The following is an 18,659-nucleotide window of genomic DNA, read 5'->3' as shown; positions in this document are numbered from 1 at the left end:
CTTTCGGGATTAATCCCGTTTTGGACGCCCGCAAGGGACACACAAGTCCAGCCATAGGTAACTCGATCTGAAATGGACGGTAAACCATGGATTTCAATTTTAGTATTGGCGGTGGGGCAGATGTAGTGGTCAACTACATTCTCGATCATTTCACGCCTGCACTTGATATTATTGCAGCCACTATCGGCTTTGTAACCGATGGTATTCAAAATGCTCTTCTTGCAATCCCACCATATGGTGGCGTTGCTATTCTCACACTGCTAGCTCTCTGGCGGGTAGGCTGGAAATTCGCGATTTTTGCAGTTCTGGCTCTTGCCCTCATTATTCATATGGGGCTTTGGAGCGGCACGATGGAAAGCCTCTCACTTGTGCTGGCTTCTACAATTATCGCTGTTGTGATCGGTATCCCGCTTGGCATTGCGATGGCGCGTAGCGATGCAGTTGCATCGGTTGTTCGTCCTGTGCTTGACCTCATGCAGACAATGCCTGCATTCGTCTATCTTATTCCAGCGGCTATGTTTTTTGGCCTTGGCGCCGTGCCGGGTACGATTGCAACGGTGATCTTCGCAATGCCGCCCGTTGTGCGTTTGACTAATCTTGGTATTCGCCAGGTACACGCGGAATTTGTCGAGGCGGGTCTCGCATTCGGTTGCACATCAAGGCAGTTGCTTTTCAAGGTGCAGCTCCCAAACGCAATGCCGTCCATCATGGCAGGCATGAACCAGACAATCATGCTGTCGCTGTCGATGGTGGTTATCGCCTCCATGATCGGTGCAGGTGGTCTTGGTAATACTGTCCTGACAGGCATTCAGCGTCTTGATGTGGGCAAGGGCTTCGAAGGTGGGCTCGCTGTTGTCATTCTGGCCGTTATTCTCGACCGCATCACCCAGAGCTTTGGCAAGGGAAATTCTGGCGGCGTGTTGGGCTTTTTCAAAAAGCTTTCATTCATGAAGAAGACAGAAGGGGAGCAGTCCTCATCCTCACTTCGCAATCAACAAGCATAAATAAAAAACGGGAACTCTTTCAATTCAAAGGAGAAGTTATGTTAGGTAAACTGACAAAATTCGGTCTTGCGGCGGTTGTTGCAGGTAGCATGAGTGCCGGTGCAGCCTTCGCGCAGGATAGCAAGACGGTAAAAATCGGCTGGGCTCCATGGTCTGATGCAGAGTTTGTAACAAAGCTTGCTGCAAAGCTGATGGAAGATAATCTTGGCCAGAAGGTCGAGCTGGTACAAACCGATGTTGCGCCCCTTTATCAGGGTGTGAGCCGTGGTGATGTGGATGCGATGATGATGGCATGGCTGCCGGAAACGCATGCTGATTACTACAAGCGCGTGGAAGATAAGGTTGAAAACCTTGGACCGCTTTATGAAGGTGCCAAGCTCGGCTGGATCGTACCGGCTTACATTCCGGAAAGCGAAATCAGCTCTATTGAAGATCTGAAGAAGCCGGAAATTCGTGAAAAGCTGAAAGGCGAAATTCAGGGCATTGATCCGGGCGCAGGTCTGACGCGCCTGTCCGAAGAAGCAATCAAGAAATATGGCTTGGACTACAAGCTGAATGTATCGAGTGAAGCGGCAATGCTCACGACAGTTGATCGTGCGATGCGTTCGGACGGTTGGTTTGTGGCTACCTCCTGGAGCCCGCATTGGATGTTTGGCAAATATAAGCTTCGTTATATTGCTGATCCAGAAGGTGCACTGGGCGGCGCGGAACATGTCGATGCGATTGCGCGCAAGGGTTTCAAGGAAGATAACCCCAAAGCGGCAGCGCTTCTGACCAAGATGAGCATCCCTATCGATGAGCTTGAAACTGCGATGTTTAATGCGCAGGAGACTTCTTATGAGAAGGCCGTTGATAAATACATCGCCGATCATCCAGATCGCATTAAGGAATGGCTTGCTGAATAAGCGTAGCGCTTTCGAGAAGACAAAACCCCGGCATCCGCCGGGGTTTTTGTTTGCAGTGATGCGCTTAGAACGCGTTTCGATCTGATTGAATCAGATCGGCGCTCTAATCATTTGTTTTTACGCACATCTTGGTCCGAAAACCGGTTCCCACTTTTCAGGATGTGCTCTAGAGCATATCGCGTTTATTCGTTTGGGTCGGAATATAGTTGCAATTGAAAAGGAGCAGGCTCCTCCCCAAGAACCTGCTCCTTAATGCATCGCCCCCGCCTGCGGATGGTCGATGCTGTATATATAAGCTATTGATTAGTAATAACTAATTAAAGGCCTCTAATCTTATGATCAACTTTAACGCACAATTGTTTTGCAGTGCAACTTGATTCTGATGTTCGCTAAGGGAATTCTGACATTTTTTAATTGTATTGAAAAAGCTGTCAGATTTTGCAGGCATTTACTCTAGCCCGCATGCGCGCAGAAACAGCGTAGAAACTTCTTTTTCGATGCGATCAAGGTCCAGCGGCTCGTCTTTACTAAGCGACATCATGCTGCGGACCTGTGTTTCAAAGTCGGCATAGTGCTGGGTGACAGCCCATATGTGCATCTGGAACAGCAGCGGGTCGACCGGCTTTATACGGCCATCATCAACCCATGACTGAATGAGTTTCACGGCATTATGGGTTGCAGATACGTGCTTCTTCCAATGGCGGCTCAAGAATGGCGCGCCATTAGCGATTTCTGTCGTGAATAGCCGTGAGGCTTTCGGGTTCTTCTGGCTGAATTCAAGCTTGGCGCGAATATATTGCCGGATCAGCGTTGCAGGGTCTTCCTCATTGCTGACGCCGAGAAATATGTCTTCCCACTCATCAAGGATATAAATGAGAATATCCTCGTAGAGTTCTTCCTTACTGGAAATATAATAATGTAGCTGTGGCTTGGTCAGGCCAGCACGTTGTGCAATCCCTTGTGTGGACGCGCCCGCTAGCCCTTTTTCAGCAAATTCATCGATAGCGGCTGTACGAATGGCACCTTGAATGCGACGCCTGCGGCCGAGAACCTTGTCTCGTCCCGTCAGCTCACTATCGTCATTCTGGTTGTCTGTGGTCATTCGTACCAGCCGCTATTAGAATTGCAGGAGGGTTATTGGCCCAATTGCTTCTTGATGTCGAGACCCGCGCCCTTGTTAACAAAAGCATCGGTTGCAACCTTGGTCATGTCCAACTCGTCGCCGCTGACAATGCCGGACTTGCGTGCGAGTTCGTAGAACTCTTTCACGCGGTTCATGTCGATTGCGCCAATGCCTTTTTCGAGCGTGTCGCCACTGTCGATCAGCTTAAGTTCCTTAAGACGCGCGAGCTCCGCATCCAGCGTTTCCTTGCTCATGTCAGCATTGTCCTTGAGGATCAGCTCATAGGCTTTGCTGTTGTCGCCATAAAGGAAGTTGTTCCAGCCTTCGATGGAAGCCGTTACAAAACGCTGAACCAGCTCAGGATTTTCTTCGATCAGCTTTTGGCGGGTTTCGATGGTGTTGGCGTAGGTGTTGAAGCCCTGATCTGCCAGCAGGAATGTCGTTACCTTCGCGCCTTCTTTTTCAGCATAGATCGGCTCGGCAGTGGCATAGGCCTGCTGCACCGTCTTCTTGTCGCTCAGGAACTGCGCAAGGCTATAGCCATAAGGACGAAGCTGCTCATCTTTGAAGCCGAAGTCTTTGACGAGCCATGGCCAGAACGAGAACTGACCATCCTTGGAAATCAGGATGGTTTCTGCATTGGCGAGGTCTTTGAAGTCCTTGTATTCGCCTTCATGCGCCATCAGTGCTTGCGGGTCTTTCTGGTAGAAAGCAGCCACAACCGTGGTGGGCACGCCATTGGCAACATTGTTGAACGACAAAAGCAGATTGCCGGTCAGCAGGAAGTCGAGACGCCCAGCCGCCAGCATCGGACGGTTGTTGACCTGTGGCCCGCCCATTTCGATCTTCACGTCAAGGCCGTGCTTTTCATAGGTTCCATCGGCAACCGCCTGATAGAAGCCGCCATGACCGGCCTGCGCCAGCCAGTTGGTGCCGAGTGTTACTTTATCAAGTGCATAGGCCATCTGTGCAGAAAGGCCAATGGAGAGAGCAGCGAGCGCTGTAACGAGTGTCTTTTTCATTTTAGTTCCCCTTAGTTAGTCCTGTGCTACCATGTCGGCTGTCCAGCCGCGGGTTTTGCCCGGATTGAGCAAGCCGTATGGGTCAGCTTGCTTCTTGAATTCGATCTGTACGCTGTCGATTTCCTTCATGCCGCCGTCTTCGATGGTGTAGGCGTGCGGATCATAAATGTCGCAACCGTCGACTTTTTCGAGTTCTTCGATCAGGCGATACATTTCATCGCGACCTTCAAAGCGCACGAGCGGCAGTGCAAAAATCTGCAATTCACCTTCAAGACGCGCCATTTCGTGATGCATATATTGCGTCTCGCCATAGCGTGCGATCTGGCGTGTCACCACATCGATGTCGAACGGGCGAGGATAGGCAACCTGCAAGTAAGTCCAGCCCGGCTCAGCTTTGAGTGCCTGAAGCGTCGTGTGGTTCCAGCCGCATTCGTAAGCAGGTTGAAGCCCGGCTTTGTGCAACTCATCAAGCGTCATCGAGAAGGTAACCTTGCCGCCGAATTCGATTGCCAAAGCCTCAAAACGCGCCACTTCTTCCGGTGCGATCATCGCAAAAACTGCATTTTTATCGGACGGGAAAAGATCACCAAACTTTGTGTAAAAACGCGCAAAGCGACGATCAACGGTAGTCAGCAGATAGCAATCGAGGTTTTCTTCAAGTGCTTTGAGACAGAATTTCAGTGTTGCCTCGTAGCTGTCGAAGAGGGCTGCGGTATGTACCCATTCGGTTGCTTTGGTGAGGCCAATTTCAAGCTCAAGAATGATGCCGTTGGTGCCATAGGCGTGCTGCACTTTGTGAATGTCGCGGCCCGTCAGCTCAATGATTTTCGGCTCCGGCTCAACAGTCAGAACCTTGACCGAGTAGACATTGCCGTCATCGCGCAACATGCCGTGGCGCAGCGAACCAATGCCACCCGAACCGCCTGAGAAAAAGCCGCCAATGGTGGCGATGCGGCGTGTGGACGGATACATCAGAAGTTCCTGACCCGTTTCGCGCACGGCATCGTCCAGGCGCGAAATACGGGCTCCACCTTCAACGCGAACCTTGCCCGGTTCGATTGCGATGATGCGGTCGATCTTGGTCATGTCGAGAATGACGCCGCCTTCTAGCGGAACGCACTGGCCGTAGTTGCCGGTGCCACCGCCGCGAACGGTGATTGGAATGCGAAGCTTGGCTGCAGCAGCTGCCACGCGGCGCACTTCATCCTGATCTTTTGGGATGACGACCAGATCGCCAAGGTAGTGACCGATATCTTCCGTCAGGATAGGGCTATACCAGAAATAATCGCGGGACCGCAGTTCGACTTGCTTTGGGTCGTCATAAATGCGGATCCCTTCGATCTCAGTGCGAAACGCTGCCCAGTCATAGATGCGCTGTGGTGCGGCAGAATTCATGGGTTTCTCCGATTAAATGTGTTTGCCATCGCGCCAGATGGTGCGATGCGCCTGCGGGCGGCTGATAAGGTCGTTGATGTCGGTGGCGTCGTGCCAAATGAAGTTTGCGCGTCCGCCTTCCGTCAGCGTCTGGACGCGGTCGCTTCCGATGAAACGCGCGGGCAGGGTCGTGATGCTGTCGAGCCATTCGACGGGCTCTAAGTGGCAGACCGGAGCTGCAAGGCGTAGGGCTGAAAGCGGGTCGTAATCGCCATAAGGATAGAAGGCGTCGCGCACATTGTCGGAGCCAAGCATGGCATCCATGCCCGCCCGACGAGCTTCTTTAAGCGGTGCGACACCACGAAGGCGTGGCGATTTTCCACCAAGCCTGTCTTGCAGATAGAGGTTAGATGTCGGCAGCGATACCAGCGCTGTTCCCGCATCTGCTGCCGCATCGAGAATGCGGCTTAGGTCGTCAGGCGAACGCAGCGAAAGCGAACAGGCATGACCGCAAAGGACGCGTCCCGCCATGTCGTGGCGCTTCGTTGCGGCAACAATCAGCGAAAAGCCATCGGCTTCCAAATCAAGCCCTTCATCGACGTGAAAGTCGAGCTTGAGATCATGCTGCCCCGCGAGACGAAACATCTCTTCAATTTTGGCTTCAAGATCAGCATTACGATAGAAGAATGCGCCGAGAACGCCGCCATCTTTTGCTACCCGCTCGGCAATCGTAGCACCGGCATCGAGCACAATATCGCCATGGATAAGGGCTGCGAGCTCCAGATCAATGCGGTCTTTCCATTCCTGACGCAGCTCGTTCAGCACAGGCCATGCGGTAGGCAGCTCAGGCGTCGTCCAATCAACATGGGTACGCATTGCGCCAACGCCCTGAGCATAGGCCGCTTCAAGGGCACGCGTGGCGCGTGCGCGAATATCGTCGGCATTCCAATGCTGGCGATCAACATTCATCAGATCAATCGCGTCGAACAGGCATTCAACTTTGGCGCTGCCACGCTCGGCAATGCGGCCAATGGTGAATGTCTTGTCGAGATGCACATGCACTTCGGCGAATAGCGGTGTGATAAAGCCGCCATTTTTAGCCTGTGAGGGCGTCAGTGAAGCGATGCGCTCGCCATTGATGCTGATGTCGTAATGACCATCAAGATCAGCAATGGCAACACCTTTTAGCAGATCAACGTTCACGACGGATCTCGCTTTCATGCCAGCGTCCGAGAACAAGGCGCGATAGCCAGCTTGTGATCAGGAAAATCACGATGCCGAGCAGCGAAACGAGGAACAGTGCCGCAAACATGCGCGGGATTTCATTGCGGAAGCTCGATTCCAGAATGCGCGAGGCGAGGCCGGTGCTTTGGCCAGCGCTGCCTGCAACGAACTCTGCCACCACAGCACCGATCAGGGAGAGGCCACCGGCAATCTTGAGCGCTGCCATGAAATAGGGCAGTGCGCTTGGCGCAAGCAGATAGCGCAGACGCTGCCAAGGCGAGGCGCGATAGAGCTTGAACAGATCACGCAGATTATGATCAGCACTGCGCAGGCCGATGACGGTGTTCGATAATATCGGGAAGAAAGCCACAATCCATGCGCAGATCAGCAATGCTGAAAATGTATCGCGCACATAAATCAGGATCAGCGGTGCAATGGCGATAACCGGAGTCACCTGAAGAATGACAGCAAACGGAAAGAACGCCATTTCAATTGGTCGCGACAGTGCAAAGATCATGCCGAGCAGAACGCCGCCGACAATTGCGCAAAACAGCGAAATCAGTGTGAGCTTGACCGTAAACCACATCGACGTCGCCAATGAAGGTCCGTCTTTTATAAGCGTTTCACCGATCAGCGACGGGGCTGGGATCAGGTAATGTGGCACTTCATAAAAGCGCACGAGGCCTTCCCATATGCATAGCGCGATAAGGATCGCGAGCGTCGGCATGATGATACGCAGATTGCGCTCACGACGGGCGAGGCGGTGTTGTTCCGAATTAAGAACAGGCAGTTGATTTTGCATTTTCCCTGTCCTCAGTGGTCAATATCTTGGGATGAAAGCGTCGCGGTGAGCGCATCGGAAACCCGAGCGCAATCTTTTGCGTAAGCTTCGGTGGCGCGATAATTTTCGGCGCGTGGATAGCTGCCTTCGATGCCGATATCGGCAACAACCCGTCCGGGGCGGGCAGCCATGACGATGACGCGATTGGAGAGATAGACGGACTCGTAAACGCTATGCGTGACGAAAACGACCGTCAGTCCATGTTCCTGCCAGAGCCGCAAAACGTCATTGTTTAGCTTGAAGCGCGTCATTTCATCGAGCGCCGCAAAAGGCTCATCCATCAACAAAAGGCGCGGACGCGTGACCAATGCACGGGCAATTGAAACACGCATTTTCATGCCGCCCGAAAGTTCGCGCGGATAAGCGGCAGCAAAACGCGACAGACCAACTTGTGTCAGAGCTTCTTCGACGCGTGGCGTTGCTTCCTTGCGTGATATGCCGGAAAGACGCAGCGGTAGATAAACATTGTCGAACACGCTGGCCCACGGCATCAGGGTTGGTTCCTGAAACACGAAGCCAATGTCCTGCGCAACAACTGGGCCTTTGCCCGGCGCGTGACCATTCACGTGAATGTCGCCAGCAGAGATAGATTCAAGCCCTGCAATCATACGCAAGGCTGTGCTTTTGCCGCAACCCGATGGGCCGAGGAAGCTTACGAACTGACCTTGTTCGATCTTGAGCGACATATCGCTGACCGCAATGACGCCTGTGCCATACTGCTTGTAGACGCCGTTGATATCGATCAGGGAAGGTGAGGTTTGCGAGTTGGGGGCCACGCTTATCGTCCTTACCAGGCTGGCTTATTATCGAGCCAAGAGAGCGGCGCTCGCTCAATCTCAGCCAGCACTTCAACCAACCGTTCGGCGGCGAAATCGATGGTCTTGCGGCCTTTTTCAGCAGTGGCGAGCGATGCGTCACCGGCAGCACCATGTGCGTTGATGTCCTGAACCTGCCATGCAGGTTTTGCGCCACCACTCAGCGAAAGGTGCTTGTAGTCCGAAGCCAATGTTTCAGTCAGCGTGTGGAAATTCTGCGCTTTTGACATATCCACCAGATCGGGGTGGAACTCGAGCATGACAGATGTTTCCATATCACCAGCATGAATGCCGTGCTTAAGTTCGTGCTCGCTATAAACACCGTCCGGCATACCGAGTCCGAACCAGTTTACGCTGAACACCATCATATTGTGTTTGATGCGCAATTCGCGGGCGATGGTATCCATGATTGTGATCTGGCCGCCATGACTGTTCAAAAGCGCCATTTTGCGCACGCCGCTTGCTGCAACGCAGGCACCTATTTCGCACCACATGCGAATGAGCGTCTCTGCAGAGAATGTTAGCGTGCCGGGATAGAGGCTGTGTTCATTGCTTTTGCCAATGGCTTGCGTCGGCAGAAAAAGCGCGTGGCTTTCATCAGGCAGGCGGGCAATGGTTTCTTTGACCATGCCGTCTACGATTGCCGCATCAACTGCCAGCGGCAGGTGTGGTCCGTGTTGTTCAATTGCGCCAACGGGCAAAACCGCCACAATCTTATCGCGGTCGAGGCGTGAAAACGCTTCGCTCGTGTAATCAGACCAATATCTTTTCAATCTATTTGCTCCTAAATGATAGGGAGGCGATTGCCTTTTACTAAACAATCTGACCAATCGGTCAAACTAAATGTTTTAAAAAATTGGGATGCATGTAAATAAGGTGTGAATCCGTGACGAATTCGCCACGCGACAGCCTGCCTCATGTTTATGATGCGCGGAAATTTCCGGAGGTCCTATGGACAACAGTTGTATTATTATTGGCGCGGGGCATGCTGGGTCACAGGCTGCAATCAGTCTGCGACAAGAAGGTTATGCTGGCGAAATCGTTCTCATTAATGATGAGACGGATATTCCTTATCATAAGCCGCCGCTCTCAAAATCTTATCTGAAAGCCCCAGAGGCAGGCATTCTTGTTCTGCGCCCGGAAAGCGCTTATCGCGATAATAATGTTGAGATGCTGTTTGGGCGTAGCGTTGCGCATGTGTCTTTGGCGGACAAGACCGTCACGCTTGATGACGGCAAAGTGCTTCACTGGTCGGAGCTGGTCTTTGCAACCGGCGCTCGTGCGCGAATCCCCGATATGCCGGGTGTTGAGCTTGATGGCGTTGTGACGCTGCGCCGTTTGGAAGATGCACGTCGGATTGCCGAAATGATGCCACGTGTTGAAAACGTCGTGATTATCGGTGGCGGTTTTATCGGTCTTGAAATGGCACATAGTGCAGTTGCGCTTGGCAAAAAGACGGTTCTGATCGAAGCTGCTCAGCGTGTCTTGGGTCGTTCCGTTGCCACGCACATCTCTGCCCATGTTGAAACACGCAGCCGTGCGGCGGATATAACGCTTCTCACCGGCGTTGGCGTTGAAGCAATTCTAGGCGAAGCCGGTCGGGTGACGGGCGTTAAAGCTGCCAATGGCACTGTTTATCCGGCTGATATCGTGGTGCTTGGCACTGGTGCAGTTCCGAATGTCGAGCTTGCGACCGAAGCAGGACTCGTTGTTGAGAATGGCATCGTGGTGGATCAGCATATGCGTGCATCGAGTGAGCATGTTTATGCGATTGGCGATTGCGTGAGCTATGATCATTTCCATGCAGGTCGTCGCGTGCGACTGGAATCAGTGCAGAACGCAACCGATCAGGCCAAGCATGTTGCGCGCGCGATTGTTGGTCGAGGCACGCCGTTTCGCGATGTGGCTTGGTTCTGGTCGGATCAGGGTGACATGAAATTGCAGACGGCGGGTCTTTCGTTTGACGCTGACCGCCATATTCTGTCGGGCAATCTCGAAGACAATGCTTTCTCCGTGTTTCATTTTGCAGGTGACAAGCTGGTGGCGGTTGATTCGATCAATCGCCCGGCCGATCACATGATGGCACGCCGACTGCTCGCTGTTGGAATCAGTCCGAGTGAAGAGGATATTGCAGCGGGTGCCACGCGTTTCAAAGAATTGCTCGCAGCCGCGCCGAAAGCCTGAGGACATAGAATGACTGTTTTAAAACATCTGCTCCCTGCCGATATGGCAGCACCTTTCGCTGCCTATAGTCATGGCGTGAAGGTGGTCGCTGGCGCTGAAATGGTTTTCTGCTCGGGCCAGCTTGGTATTGGGCCAGATGGTTCTGTGCCTGAAGATGCAGGCGCGCAGGCGGAACTTTGCTTTGAGAATATCCGCCGCATTCTGCGTGATGGGGGCATGGACTTTTCAAACGTTGTGCGCATCAATGCCTATGTCACGGATCGTGCGCATATGCGCCCGTACATGGATGTGCGTGATCGTTTGTTTCCGCAGCCTGCACCAGCGTCGACACTGATGATCGTTTCCGGTTTCACGCGGGAAGAATTCAAGGTGGAGATTGAGGTTGTCGCGGCGAAATAGCTATCCATCATTGTGAATTGATCACAATAAAGCGTATCGCCTTCGCTTGCGAGGGATGGTAGGGTTGTCCGACATCCTCCATTCCCTTCAGGCTTATTCATGTCAAATAATCAGACTTCGGCTTTGTCGCCGGAAACTTTGCCGCGCTCGTCTGTGCGACTGGCAGAGCTAGCGCTTGCCCTTGGCGGCTTCGGTATCGGCACCGGAGAATTCGCAATCATGGCGCTTTTGCCGGATATCGCACGTGATCTGCATGTGACCATTCCAAGCGCTGGGCACTTGATCAGTTCTTACGCGCTGGGCGTGCTTATTGGCGCGCCTGTTCTGGCCGTCTTTGGTGCCCGGCTTGACCGTCGCAAACTGGTATTTCTGTTCATGGCGCTATTTGCTTTCGGCAATCTCGCTAGCGCATTTATGCAGAACTATGATGGCCTGATCCTGATGCGCTTCGTTGCAGGCTTCCCACATGGTGCATATTTTGGCGTTGCGTCACTTGTGGCGGCATCAATGGCCGAACCGGGAAAGCGTGCGCAAGCTGTTGGGCGTGTTATGACTGGTCTTACAGTTGCAACACTGGTTGGCACGCCTTTGGCAACATGGCTGGGGCAAATTGCAGGTTGGCGCGCCATGTTTGCAGCGGTTGGCCTGATCGCCATTTTGACGATGGTGATGATTAGCGTTTTCGTCCCGAAGCAACCTGCAGAAGAGGGTGCGTCGCCGCTACGCGAACTGGGTGCGCTGCGCCGCAAGCAGGTTTTGCTCACATTGGCGATTGGCGCTGTAGGAACGGGCGGATTGTTTTCGGTCTTTTCCTACGTCGCAGCGACCATCACTGAAGTATCGCATGTCGATATGAAGTGGATGCCGATTGTATTTGCCATGTTCGGGCTTGGTATGGTGCTTGGCAATATCGTTGGTTCTAACCTGACCGACCGCTCCGTCATGGGTACGGTTGGCGGCGTTCTTCTCTATGACCTCGCCGTGATGCTGGCATTCCCATTTTTGATGCAGCATCCGGCAACGGCATTTCTGAGTGTTCTGCTCGTCGGTGGTGGTTTTGCTCTAGTGCCTGCATTGCAGACACGCCTTATGGATGTGGCCGCTGATGCGCAAACGCTTGCGGCGGCACTCAATCACTCGGCACTTAATCTCGCCAATGCACTAGGTGCATGGCTTGGTGGATTGGCTATCGCGTGGGGATATGGCTGGACCGCGACCGGAACAGTTGGTGCTTTCCTGGCGGTTGCAGGGCTAATTGTGTTTGCAGTCTCGTTGCTGACGGATCGCATAACGCGCCAAAAAGCAGCGCTTGCCACAGAGTAATGCACAAAAAATAACACCCGCCGCGGGAGGAGCGGCAGGTGTCATTTAGGGTAAGACCGGAATGGGAGGAGGAGGTCCGGTCTTTATGTCACCGAGGAAAATGGGAGGAGGGAACACCCCGGTGAAAACTTTGGAAACTGTAGAACCGCGTGAATAAAGCATCGCGGTTCAAATCAAAGGCATCAGCCTTTTGATGGCGCGCTCTTAGCGAGCAGCAGCCTTACGTGCAACGAACGAAATTTCCGAAGGCATAATGCCGAGGTCGTTCAGTTCGCGTGGGCTCAGGCGGCTCAGTTCGTTTACAGTGTTACGGTAACGGCGCCAGTTGTTGTACGAGCGGATCAGGTTCATTTCTCTCACCTAGTGAAAATCAAATCTCTTTGTTGCCACCAGCATATAGGCCCTATGTTTTAGGAAGTGGAGAGCCAGATTTGCATAGCTGCTGTGCAATATAGCCTGTCGATTGCATGGCTTTTACGCAACTTGGCCATTTTATAATCACAATCATGAGGCGCACCGGCCAAATCATTCTTTTCGGGGCGGTTTGCCATCATTTAAAAACATGGGGCCGCGCAGAGCATTTTCCCGCATGCTCTTTGTTATCTCTGCTGAAAAGCCCAGATCTTCATAATCGCAGTTTTCGGTTTTAATGCGCTCAATCGCATTGCTCGCGGTTTGTTCGTTATCGATCTGAAAACTGCTGTCTTTAATGTCATTAAGTGTCGCAGGAAGGTTTTCATTAAACGCAAGTATTTCACCTGCGATTTGATGTTTTGCAATGATCGAAGCGCGCCCGAGATCAAATTCGGGCGATAGTTCCGTGATACCAACCCAGAAATCACGCGGCGTTTTCAGGGCAAAATCCATCTGGTTTATTTTACCGTCTTTCACTGCATCGAAGAATTGTTTGCCGAGTTCAAAGCCTCGCCGCGTAAACTGTATGCCAGTTATATTATGGCCCATAGCAGCTTCATGCAGGTAGCCGCATTGAAAGTGCTTCCATGATCGCTCTGCGAAAGAAAGGTAATCTGTCTTGGATGGTTCACCACTATAAGCTGCCGATCCATACGATGCAGACAGCATGATTGCCAAACTGACTTTAAGTCTACACAAGAGAGCATTCCTTCGAATTAAATGATTGTGTAATGGGCTTGCTGCCTATTGCCGTGTTTGCATGAATTTTAAAATAATTCTTTCGGCCTATCGGAAAAGGGCCGTTTAATTTTGTCGCAAAAACCCCGGGATTTGTCGTCTTGTGACGATAATTCCACATGACTCTGGAAATGGTTTAAGCTAAGTGACGTATGTCGTGTGATGGAGGTTTGCTTCTTGTAAGTATGTTCTGTCACTGTTTGTCTGCGGGAGAGAGCTGGCGAAAGCTGGCCACCGAAGGGGAAATCGCCCGAAATCTCTCAGGTACCATGAACCGCAGATGGGTAAGGCAACTCTGGAAAGTCGGAGGAAACTCCGCGCCGAAGGTGTAAGTATAGCTTTATGGCTATGCGAGTCTCTCAGGCCTGAGACAGAGGGGCACGAAGCAACCGCATTTCGCGGAGGCATACGTGCGACTCTGGAGTTGTTATGGGCGATACCGCACACTTGAATACCCTGCCTTTGCAGGATCTGCATGAAGAAGCTGGCGCACGCTTTGGCGGTTTTGCTGGTTGGAACATGCCGATCACTTACCCGCTCGGCGTGATGAAGGAACATCTTCACACACGTGAGCATGTCGGTCTTTTCGATATTTCACACATGAAGCTGATCGAAGTTTCGGGCGCTGATGCAATTGCGCTTTTGAGCCAGACCTGTCCGCTTGATCCATCAATTCTCAAAACCGGCCAGTCGAAATACACATTTTTTCTGAATGATAACGGCGGCGTTCTTGACGATCTTATCGTTACGCGTCTTGGCGAAGACCGCTTCATGGTTGTTGCCAATGCTGGCAATGCGGAAGCCGATATTGAGCATCTTAACGAGGCGGCATCTGGCAAAGACGTTACCGTCAATCCGCTTGATCGCGTGTTTTTGGCGATACAGGGGCCGGAAGCTGAAAGCGTCATTAATGATCTCGGCCTTGCCGGTGCAGAACTCACCTTTATGAGCGGCTTTGAACCTAATCCCAACTGGTTCATGACCCGTTCGGGCTATACCGGCGAAGACGGTTTTGAAATCGGTCTGCCTGCTGATGAGGCGCGCGCGCTTGCAGCCAAGCTTCTGGCCGACGAACGCGTCGAATGGATTGGCCTTGCTGCTCGCGATAGCCTGCGCCTTGAAGCTGGTCTTTGCCTGCACGGTCAGGATATTACGCCGGAAACCGATCCGGTCTCTGCTGGCCTCACATGGGCAATCACCAAGTCAGTGCGTGAAAAGGCTGCCTTTAAGGGCGCCAAAGCTGTGCTGGACGCGATTGCTAAGGGTGCAACTGCTAAGCGCGTTGGCCTGAAGCCAGAAGGCCGCCAGCCAGTGCGCGGCGGCGCAGAACTTTTCGACGAATCCGGTTTTCAGATCGGCACCGTCACATCGGGTGGCTTCGGCCCATCCGCAGGTTTCCCGGTTGCTATGGGGTATGTCGAGGCAAGTCTCGCAGTTCCCGGCACCCGCATTTTCGCTGATGTCCGCGGTAACAAGGTTCCCGTCGACGTGTCAGCACTTCCCTTCACACCGCATCGCTATCGCAAAGGATGATTTCCATGGCCAATATCCTGTTCACCGAAGATCATGAGTGGATCAGCATTGAGGGTGGCGTTGCCACTGTCGGCATCACAATCCACGCACAGGAACAGCTGGGCGACCTCGTATTCGTAGATCTGCCGGAAATAGGTCGCACCGTTTCCAAGGGCGAAGGCATTGTGGTTGTTGAATCGGTTAAGGCCGCTTCCGACGTTTATGCTCCGGTCGATGGCGAAGTCGTTGAAGTCAACGAAGCTGTTTCAAGCGATCCGGCTCTCGTCAATCAGGCTGCTGAAGGCGAAGGTTGGCTGTTTAAGCTGAAGCTTTCCGATGAAAGCCAGCTTACCGGCCTGCTCGACAAGGCTGGTTACGACAAACTCGTAGGATAATCAGATGACGCAACAGGTTCTCCCTTTTGTTGCCCGTCATATCGGGCCACGCATCGAAGACGAGCGCGCAATGCTTGCAGCGCTCGGCCTTCCTTCTATGGAAACGCTGATCACGCAGGCGGTTCCGGCGTCTATACGCCTTAACCGTGCGCTTGATCTGCCAGCAGCTTTGAGCGAACACGCAGCACTTGCCGAGCTCAATGAAATCATGGACCGCAATGTGGTGAAGAAAAGCTTCATCGGTGCGGGTTATCATGGTGTGCTCACTCCGCCAGTTATTCAGCGTAATCTGTTTGAGAACCCAGCCTGGTACACGGCTTACACACCATACCAGTCGGAAATCAGTCAGGGCCGCTTGGAGCTTCTGTTCCACTTCCAGACGCTCGTTGCCGAGCTTTCCGGTCTGCCGGTTGCCTGTGCGTCGCTGCTGGATGAAGCAACTGCTGTGGCTGAAGCTGTGGGCGTTGCCGTTCGCCATCATCGCGATAAGCGTGAGCGCGTTTTGCTCGCAGGTGATTTGCATCCGCAAACGGTCGATGTGATCAACACCCGCGCCGAGCCACTTGGCTGGCAGGTCGAAGCTGGCAGTACGGTTGACGATAATACCGCTGCGGTCATTGTTCCTTGGCCGGATACACGTGGTGTCTATGGCGACTTTACTGCCGTCATTGCCGATGCCAAGGCCAAGGGCGCTTTGGTGATCGCTGTTGCCGATCCGCTGGCACTGACCATTCTGGAAGCGCCTGCCAAGTGGGGCGCTGACATGGCTGTCGGCTCCATGCAGCGCTATGGCGTTGCCATGGGCTTTGGTGGTCCACATGCTGCATATCTCGCAGTATCAGAGCCACTGACGCGCATTATTCCCGGCCGTATCGTTGGTCAGTCAGTCGATGCACATGGCCGTGCCGCTTATCGTCTGGCTCTTCAGACGCGTGAGCAGCACATTCGTCGCGACAAGGCGACTTCCAATATTTGCACCGCGCAGGCATTGCTCGCCAATATGGCTGCATCCTATGCCATCTGGCACGGTCCTTCCGGTCTTCAGGCGATTGCTACGCGTGTGGCAACGCTCGCGTCACGCTTTGCCACTGGCCTCAAGGCTGCTGGCGTCGAAATCGCAGGCGATAGTCTGTTCGACACAGTGAGCATCAAGGTTTCCGGCAAGGCGCAAGCCATTGCTGACGAAGCTGACAAGGGCGGTCGTCTGCTCCGCATTATCGATGCGGATACGGTCGGCGTGACCTTTGACGAAACCTCGACCGAGGAAGATCTTGCAGCGCTCGCCGTTCTGTTTGGCGCAAAGCCAGTTGGCAATGATGATCTGCTGGTGCCTTCCAAGGGGCGTGGTGAAGGCTTCCTGACACAGGACGTGTTCCATTCGCACCGTTCGGAAACCGAGATGATGCGCTTCCTGCGTCGTCTGGCCGACAAGGACTTGGCGCTTGACCGTGCGATGATCCCGCTTGGTTCCTGCACGATGAAGCTCAATGCGGCAGCGGAAATGATGCCTGTGAGCTGGAACACGGTTGCCAATCTGCATCCGTTCGCGCCTCCCGCACAGACAACCGGCTATGCTAAAATGACGTCAGACGTCGAAGCATGGCTTTGCGAAATCACCGGCTTTGCTGGTGTATCGCTACAGCCAAATGCCGGTAGTCAGGGCGAATATGCGGGTCTTCTCGCAATCCGCCATTATCACCAGTCACGCGGCGAAGGCCATCGCAACATCTGCCTTATTCCATCCTCTGCACATGGGACCAATCCTGCTAGCGCATCGATGGCCGGTATGAGTGTTGTTGTCGTTAATTGCCGTCCTGACGGCGATATCGATATCGACGATCTCAAGGCTAAGGCTGAAAAGCATCGCGATAATCTCGCGGCGTTCATGATCACCTATCCGTCGACTTATGGTGTGTTCGAAGAAGGCATCAAAGCTTTCTGCGAAATCGTTCACGACAATGGCGGTCAGGTCTATTTCGACGGCGCAAACCTCAATGCACTCGTTGGCCTTGCGCGTCCTTGCGATATTGGCGCTGACGTTTGCCATATGAACCTGCACAAGACCTTCTGCATTCCGCATGGCGGCGGCGGTCCGGGTGTTGGTCCGATTGGTGTGGCAAAGCATCTTGTGCCTTACCTGCCGGGCCACGTGGATATTGGTTCCAAGCACGCAGTTTCGGCTGCACCGTTTGGCAGTGCATCCATTCTGGTCATTACGTGGATGTATATCCGCATGATGGGCGGAGCGGGTCTCAAGAAGGCAACCGAGGCTGCGATCCTCAACGCCAACTATATCGCGCATCGTTTGAAGGACGCTTATCCGATCCTTTACACCGGCGCGCATGATCGTGTGGCGCATGAGTGTATCGTGGATACGCGTGTTCTAAAGGATAGCGCAGGCATCACCGTAGAAGATGTGGCTAAGCGCCTCATCGACTATGGTTTCCATGCACCGACCATGTCTTGGCCGGTTGCTGGAACGCTGATGATTGAGCCAACTGAGTCTGAGCCAAAAGCGGAAATTGACCGCCTTTGCGATGCGATGATTGCTATTGCGGGCGAGGCCAAAAAGGTTGCCGATGGGGTTTGGCCAAAGGATGATAATCCACTGGCCAATGCACCACACACGGCAGGCGACACGCTGGCAACGGAATGGACACATCCTTACACGCGTGAGGAAGCAGTGTTTCCAGGAAGCGCTTTGAGCGGTGAGTTTGACACGACGGCGAAATATTGGCCGCCGGTCAGCCGCATCGACAATGTGGGCGGTGACAGAAATCTCATCTGCTCTTGCCCGCCAGTTGCGTCTTACGGCTAGAGCGCATCCCGAAAATTGTGAAACGGTTTTCGGGTAAGATGCGCGTTGAAACAAATATTTAGAGCGACGATCTGAAAAAATCAGATCGAAACACGCTTTAAAAGATTTTGTTAAGCAGCAGAACGGAGCGGTACTCTATCGCTCCGTTTTGGATAGAATTTCTTGTTCTGCGAACCGGTTTTATTTGCCGGTTTAAAGAGCCGGAAATAGATTTTTAGAGCAAAAATGATGATGAGAATCCTGTTCTCATGCGGTTGTTTTTGACGAAAAATACCTGTGATTTTATGAAGCGCTGCGGCAACGCAGCGCTTTTTATTTTTATTCTAAGCTTTTGAAATTTAGGCAAAAAAAGAGCCGGACTAAAAAGTCCGGCTAAGTTATGAAGGTGCCATAAAGGCAAACCTCCAGAGGGGAACACTTACCGCGCGCAATGGGAGGAAGCGCAAGCGGTAAGCAAGTGTCATATGGACCCGTTGCAACTATTCTTCAACCCCTAAAACGCGAAATTTTTGACCATTTCGGAAAATTCTGAAACTTTTCATGAAGCTGTGTAATTCTCCCATTATCT

17 protein-coding genes and 1 riboswitch are annotated in these 18,659 nt (G+C 52.9%); of the genes, 8 read left to right on the top strand and 9 right to left on the bottom strand.

Features of this window, described 5'->3' with window-relative positions; all coding sequences use genetic code 11:
* Positions 1-86 precede the first annotated feature (86 nt).
* Positions 87-1,004 (top strand): ABC transporter permease, encoded by a 918-nt coding sequence (locus WH356_RS07650; RefSeq protein ID WP_339509601.1) that lies wholly within the window; start codon positions 87-89, stop codon positions 1,002-1,004.
* Positions 1,005-1,042: 38 nt separating this feature from the next.
* Positions 1,043-1,909, top strand: a complete 867-nt coding sequence (locus tag WH356_RS07645; protein WP_339509600.1) for a glycine betaine ABC transporter substrate-binding protein — start codon at positions 1,043-1,045, stop codon at positions 1,907-1,909.
* A 448-nt stretch (positions 1,910-2,357) separates the two neighbouring features.
* On the opposite strand, the gene WH356_RS07640 is transcribed toward WH356_RS07645, so the two are convergent.
* From WH356_RS07640 to WH356_RS07610, 7 genes are read right to left on the bottom strand one after another with little or no spacing between them, the layout of a single operon-like run.
* Positions 2,358-3,011 carry a TetR family transcriptional regulator C-terminal domain-containing protein gene (locus WH356_RS07640; protein WP_310011697.1) on the bottom strand — a complete coding sequence of 218 codons (654 nt, stop codon included), beginning with the start codon at positions 3,009-3,011 and terminating at the stop codon, positions 2,358-2,360.
* Between the two features lie 32 nt (positions 3,012-3,043).
* Positions 3,044-4,054, bottom strand: a complete 1,011-nt coding sequence (locus tag WH356_RS07635; protein ID WP_339509599.1) for an ABC transporter substrate-binding protein — start codon at positions 4,052-4,054, stop codon at positions 3,044-3,046.
* A 15-nt stretch (positions 4,055-4,069) separates the two neighbouring features.
* Entirely contained in the window at positions 4,070-5,449 is a 1,380-nt protein-coding gene (locus WH356_RS07630; protein WP_339509598.1) for an FAD-binding oxidoreductase, read from the bottom strand.
* A 12-nt stretch (positions 5,450-5,461) separates the two neighbouring features.
* Positions 5,462-6,649, bottom strand: coding sequence for an amidohydrolase family protein (locus WH356_RS07625; protein WP_339509597.1), 1,188 nt, complete (start codon positions 6,647-6,649; stop codon positions 5,462-5,464).
* The gene (locus tag WH356_RS07620; RefSeq protein ID WP_339509596.1) at positions 6,621-7,454 is read right to left on the bottom strand and encodes an ABC transporter permease; all 834 of its coding nucleotides are present in this window, start codon (positions 7,452-7,454) and stop codon (positions 6,621-6,623) included. Before WH356_RS07620 ends, WH356_RS07625 begins: the two co-directional genes overlap by 29 nt.
* 11 nt (positions 7,455-7,465) lie before the next feature.
* Positions 7,466-8,275 (bottom strand): ABC transporter ATP-binding protein, encoded by an 810-nt coding sequence (locus WH356_RS07615; RefSeq protein WP_339510307.1) that lies wholly within the window; start codon positions 8,273-8,275, stop codon positions 7,466-7,468.
* A 5-nt stretch (positions 8,276-8,280) separates the two neighbouring features.
* Entirely contained in the window at positions 8,281-9,081 is an 801-nt protein-coding gene (locus tag WH356_RS07610) for a creatininase family protein (RefSeq protein WP_339509595.1), read from the bottom strand.
* 178 nt (positions 9,082-9,259) lie between these two features.
* Between WH356_RS07610 and WH356_RS07605 the strand changes: the two genes are divergently transcribed.
* The 3 genes from WH356_RS07605 (at position 9,260) to WH356_RS07595 (ending at position 12,214) form a co-directional block, all read left to right on the top strand.
* A complete protein-coding gene (locus WH356_RS07605) occupies positions 9,260-10,492 on the top strand; it encodes an NAD(P)/FAD-dependent oxidoreductase (protein WP_339509594.1) in 1,233 nt (410 codons plus the stop codon).
* A gap of 9 nt (positions 10,493-10,501) precedes the next feature.
* Positions 10,502-10,891, top strand: coding sequence for a RidA family protein (locus WH356_RS07600; RefSeq protein ID WP_339509593.1), 390 nt, complete (start codon positions 10,502-10,504; stop codon positions 10,889-10,891).
* Between the two features lie 99 nt (positions 10,892-10,990).
* Positions 10,991-12,214, top strand: coding sequence for an MFS transporter (locus WH356_RS07595; RefSeq protein WP_339509592.1), 1,224 nt, complete (start codon positions 10,991-10,993; stop codon positions 12,212-12,214).
* Positions 12,215-12,418: 204 nt separating this feature from the next.
* Here WH356_RS07595 and WH356_RS07590 read toward each other — a convergent pair whose 3' ends face one another.
* Together WH356_RS07590 and WH356_RS07585 are read right to left on the bottom strand one after the other, a co-directional pair.
* Entirely contained in the window at positions 12,419-12,565 is a 147-nt protein-coding gene (locus tag WH356_RS07590; protein WP_339509591.1) for a DUF1127 domain-containing protein, read from the bottom strand.
* Positions 12,566-12,739: 174 nt separating this feature from the next.
* Positions 12,740-13,105 (bottom strand): hypothetical protein, encoded by a 366-nt coding sequence (locus tag WH356_RS07585; protein ID WP_339509590.1) that lies wholly within the window; start codon positions 13,103-13,105, stop codon positions 12,740-12,742.
* 458 nt (positions 13,106-13,563) lie between these two features.
* Positions 13,564-13,653, top strand: a riboswitch (glycine riboswitch).
* 142 nt (positions 13,654-13,795) lie between these two features.
* On the opposite strand from WH356_RS07585, the gene gcvT reads away from it, so the two are divergent.
* Genes gcvT through gcvP form a run of 3 tightly spaced genes read left to right on the top strand, consistent with a single transcriptional unit; the run spans position 13,796 to position 18,091 of the window.
* Positions 13,796-14,899 carry a glycine cleavage system aminomethyltransferase GcvT gene (gcvT, locus tag WH356_RS07580; RefSeq protein WP_339509589.1) on the top strand — a complete coding sequence of 368 codons (1,104 nt, stop codon included), beginning with the start codon at positions 13,796-13,798 and terminating at the stop codon, positions 14,897-14,899.
* A gap of 5 nt (positions 14,900-14,904) precedes the next feature.
* Positions 14,905-15,273 carry a glycine cleavage system protein GcvH gene (gene gcvH / locus WH356_RS07575; protein WP_339509588.1) on the top strand — a complete coding sequence of 123 codons (369 nt, stop codon included), beginning with the start codon at positions 14,905-14,907 and terminating at the stop codon, positions 15,271-15,273.
* Between the two features lie 4 nt (positions 15,274-15,277).
* Positions 15,278-18,091, top strand: a complete 2,814-nt coding sequence (gcvP, locus tag WH356_RS07570; RefSeq protein WP_339509587.1) for an aminomethyl-transferring glycine dehydrogenase — start codon at positions 15,278-15,280, stop codon at positions 18,089-18,091.
* Positions 18,092-18,659: the final 568 nt, after the last annotated feature.

The sequence above is a fragment of the Ochrobactrum sp. MYb379 genome, from assembly GCF_037479515.1.
Classification (GTDB): domain Bacteria; phylum Pseudomonadota; class Alphaproteobacteria; order Rhizobiales; family Rhizobiaceae; genus Brucella.
The sequence above is the reverse complement of the archived record's forward strand: the minus strand, read 5'-3'. Positions and strand labels throughout refer to the sequence as shown.

What these genes read in the sequence shown, in the direction of transcription:
- WH356_RS07650 (WP_339509601.1), top strand. Translation starts at nt 87, where the DNA reads ATGGATTTCAATTTTAGTATTGGCGGTGGGGCAGATGTAGTGGTCAAC.
- WH356_RS07645 (WP_339509600.1), top strand. Translation starts at nt 1,043, where the DNA reads ATGTTAGGTAAACTGACAAAATTCGGTCTTGCGGCGGTTGTTGCAGGT.
- WH356_RS07640 (WP_310011697.1), bottom strand. Translation starts at nt 3,011, where the DNA reads ATGACCACAGACAACCAGAATGACGATAGTGAGCTGACGGGACGAGAC.
- WH356_RS07635 (WP_339509599.1), bottom strand. Translation starts at nt 4,054, where the DNA reads ATGAAAAAGACACTCGTTACAGCGCTCGCTGCTCTCTCCATTGGCCTT.
- WH356_RS07630 (WP_339509598.1), bottom strand. Translation starts at nt 5,449, where the DNA reads ATGAATTCTGCCGCACCACAGCGCATCTATGACTGGGCAGCGTTTCGC.
- WH356_RS07625 (WP_339509597.1), bottom strand. Translation starts at nt 6,649, where the DNA reads ATGAAAGCGAGATCCGTCGTGAACGTTGATCTGCTAAAAGGTGTTGCC.
- WH356_RS07620 (WP_339509596.1), bottom strand. Translation starts at nt 7,454, where the DNA reads ATGCAAAATCAACTGCCTGTTCTTAATTCGGAACAACACCGCCTCGCC.
- WH356_RS07605 (WP_339509594.1), top strand. Translation starts at nt 9,260, where the DNA reads ATGGACAACAGTTGTATTATTATTGGCGCGGGGCATGCTGGGTCACAG.
- WH356_RS07600 (WP_339509593.1), top strand. Translation starts at nt 10,502, where the DNA reads ATGACTGTTTTAAAACATCTGCTCCCTGCCGATATGGCAGCACCTTTC.
- WH356_RS07595 (WP_339509592.1), top strand. Translation starts at nt 10,991, where the DNA reads ATGTCAAATAATCAGACTTCGGCTTTGTCGCCGGAAACTTTGCCGCGC.
- WH356_RS07590 (WP_339509591.1), bottom strand. Translation starts at nt 12,565, where the DNA reads ATGAACCTGATCCGCTCGTACAACAACTGGCGCCGTTACCGTAACACT.
- gcvT (WP_339509589.1), top strand. Translation starts at nt 13,796, where the DNA reads ATGGGCGATACCGCACACTTGAATACCCTGCCTTTGCAGGATCTGCAT.
- gcvH (WP_339509588.1), top strand. Translation starts at nt 14,905, where the DNA reads ATGGCCAATATCCTGTTCACCGAAGATCATGAGTGGATCAGCATTGAG.
- gcvP (WP_339509587.1), top strand. Translation starts at nt 15,278, where the DNA reads ATGACGCAACAGGTTCTCCCTTTTGTTGCCCGTCATATCGGGCCACGC.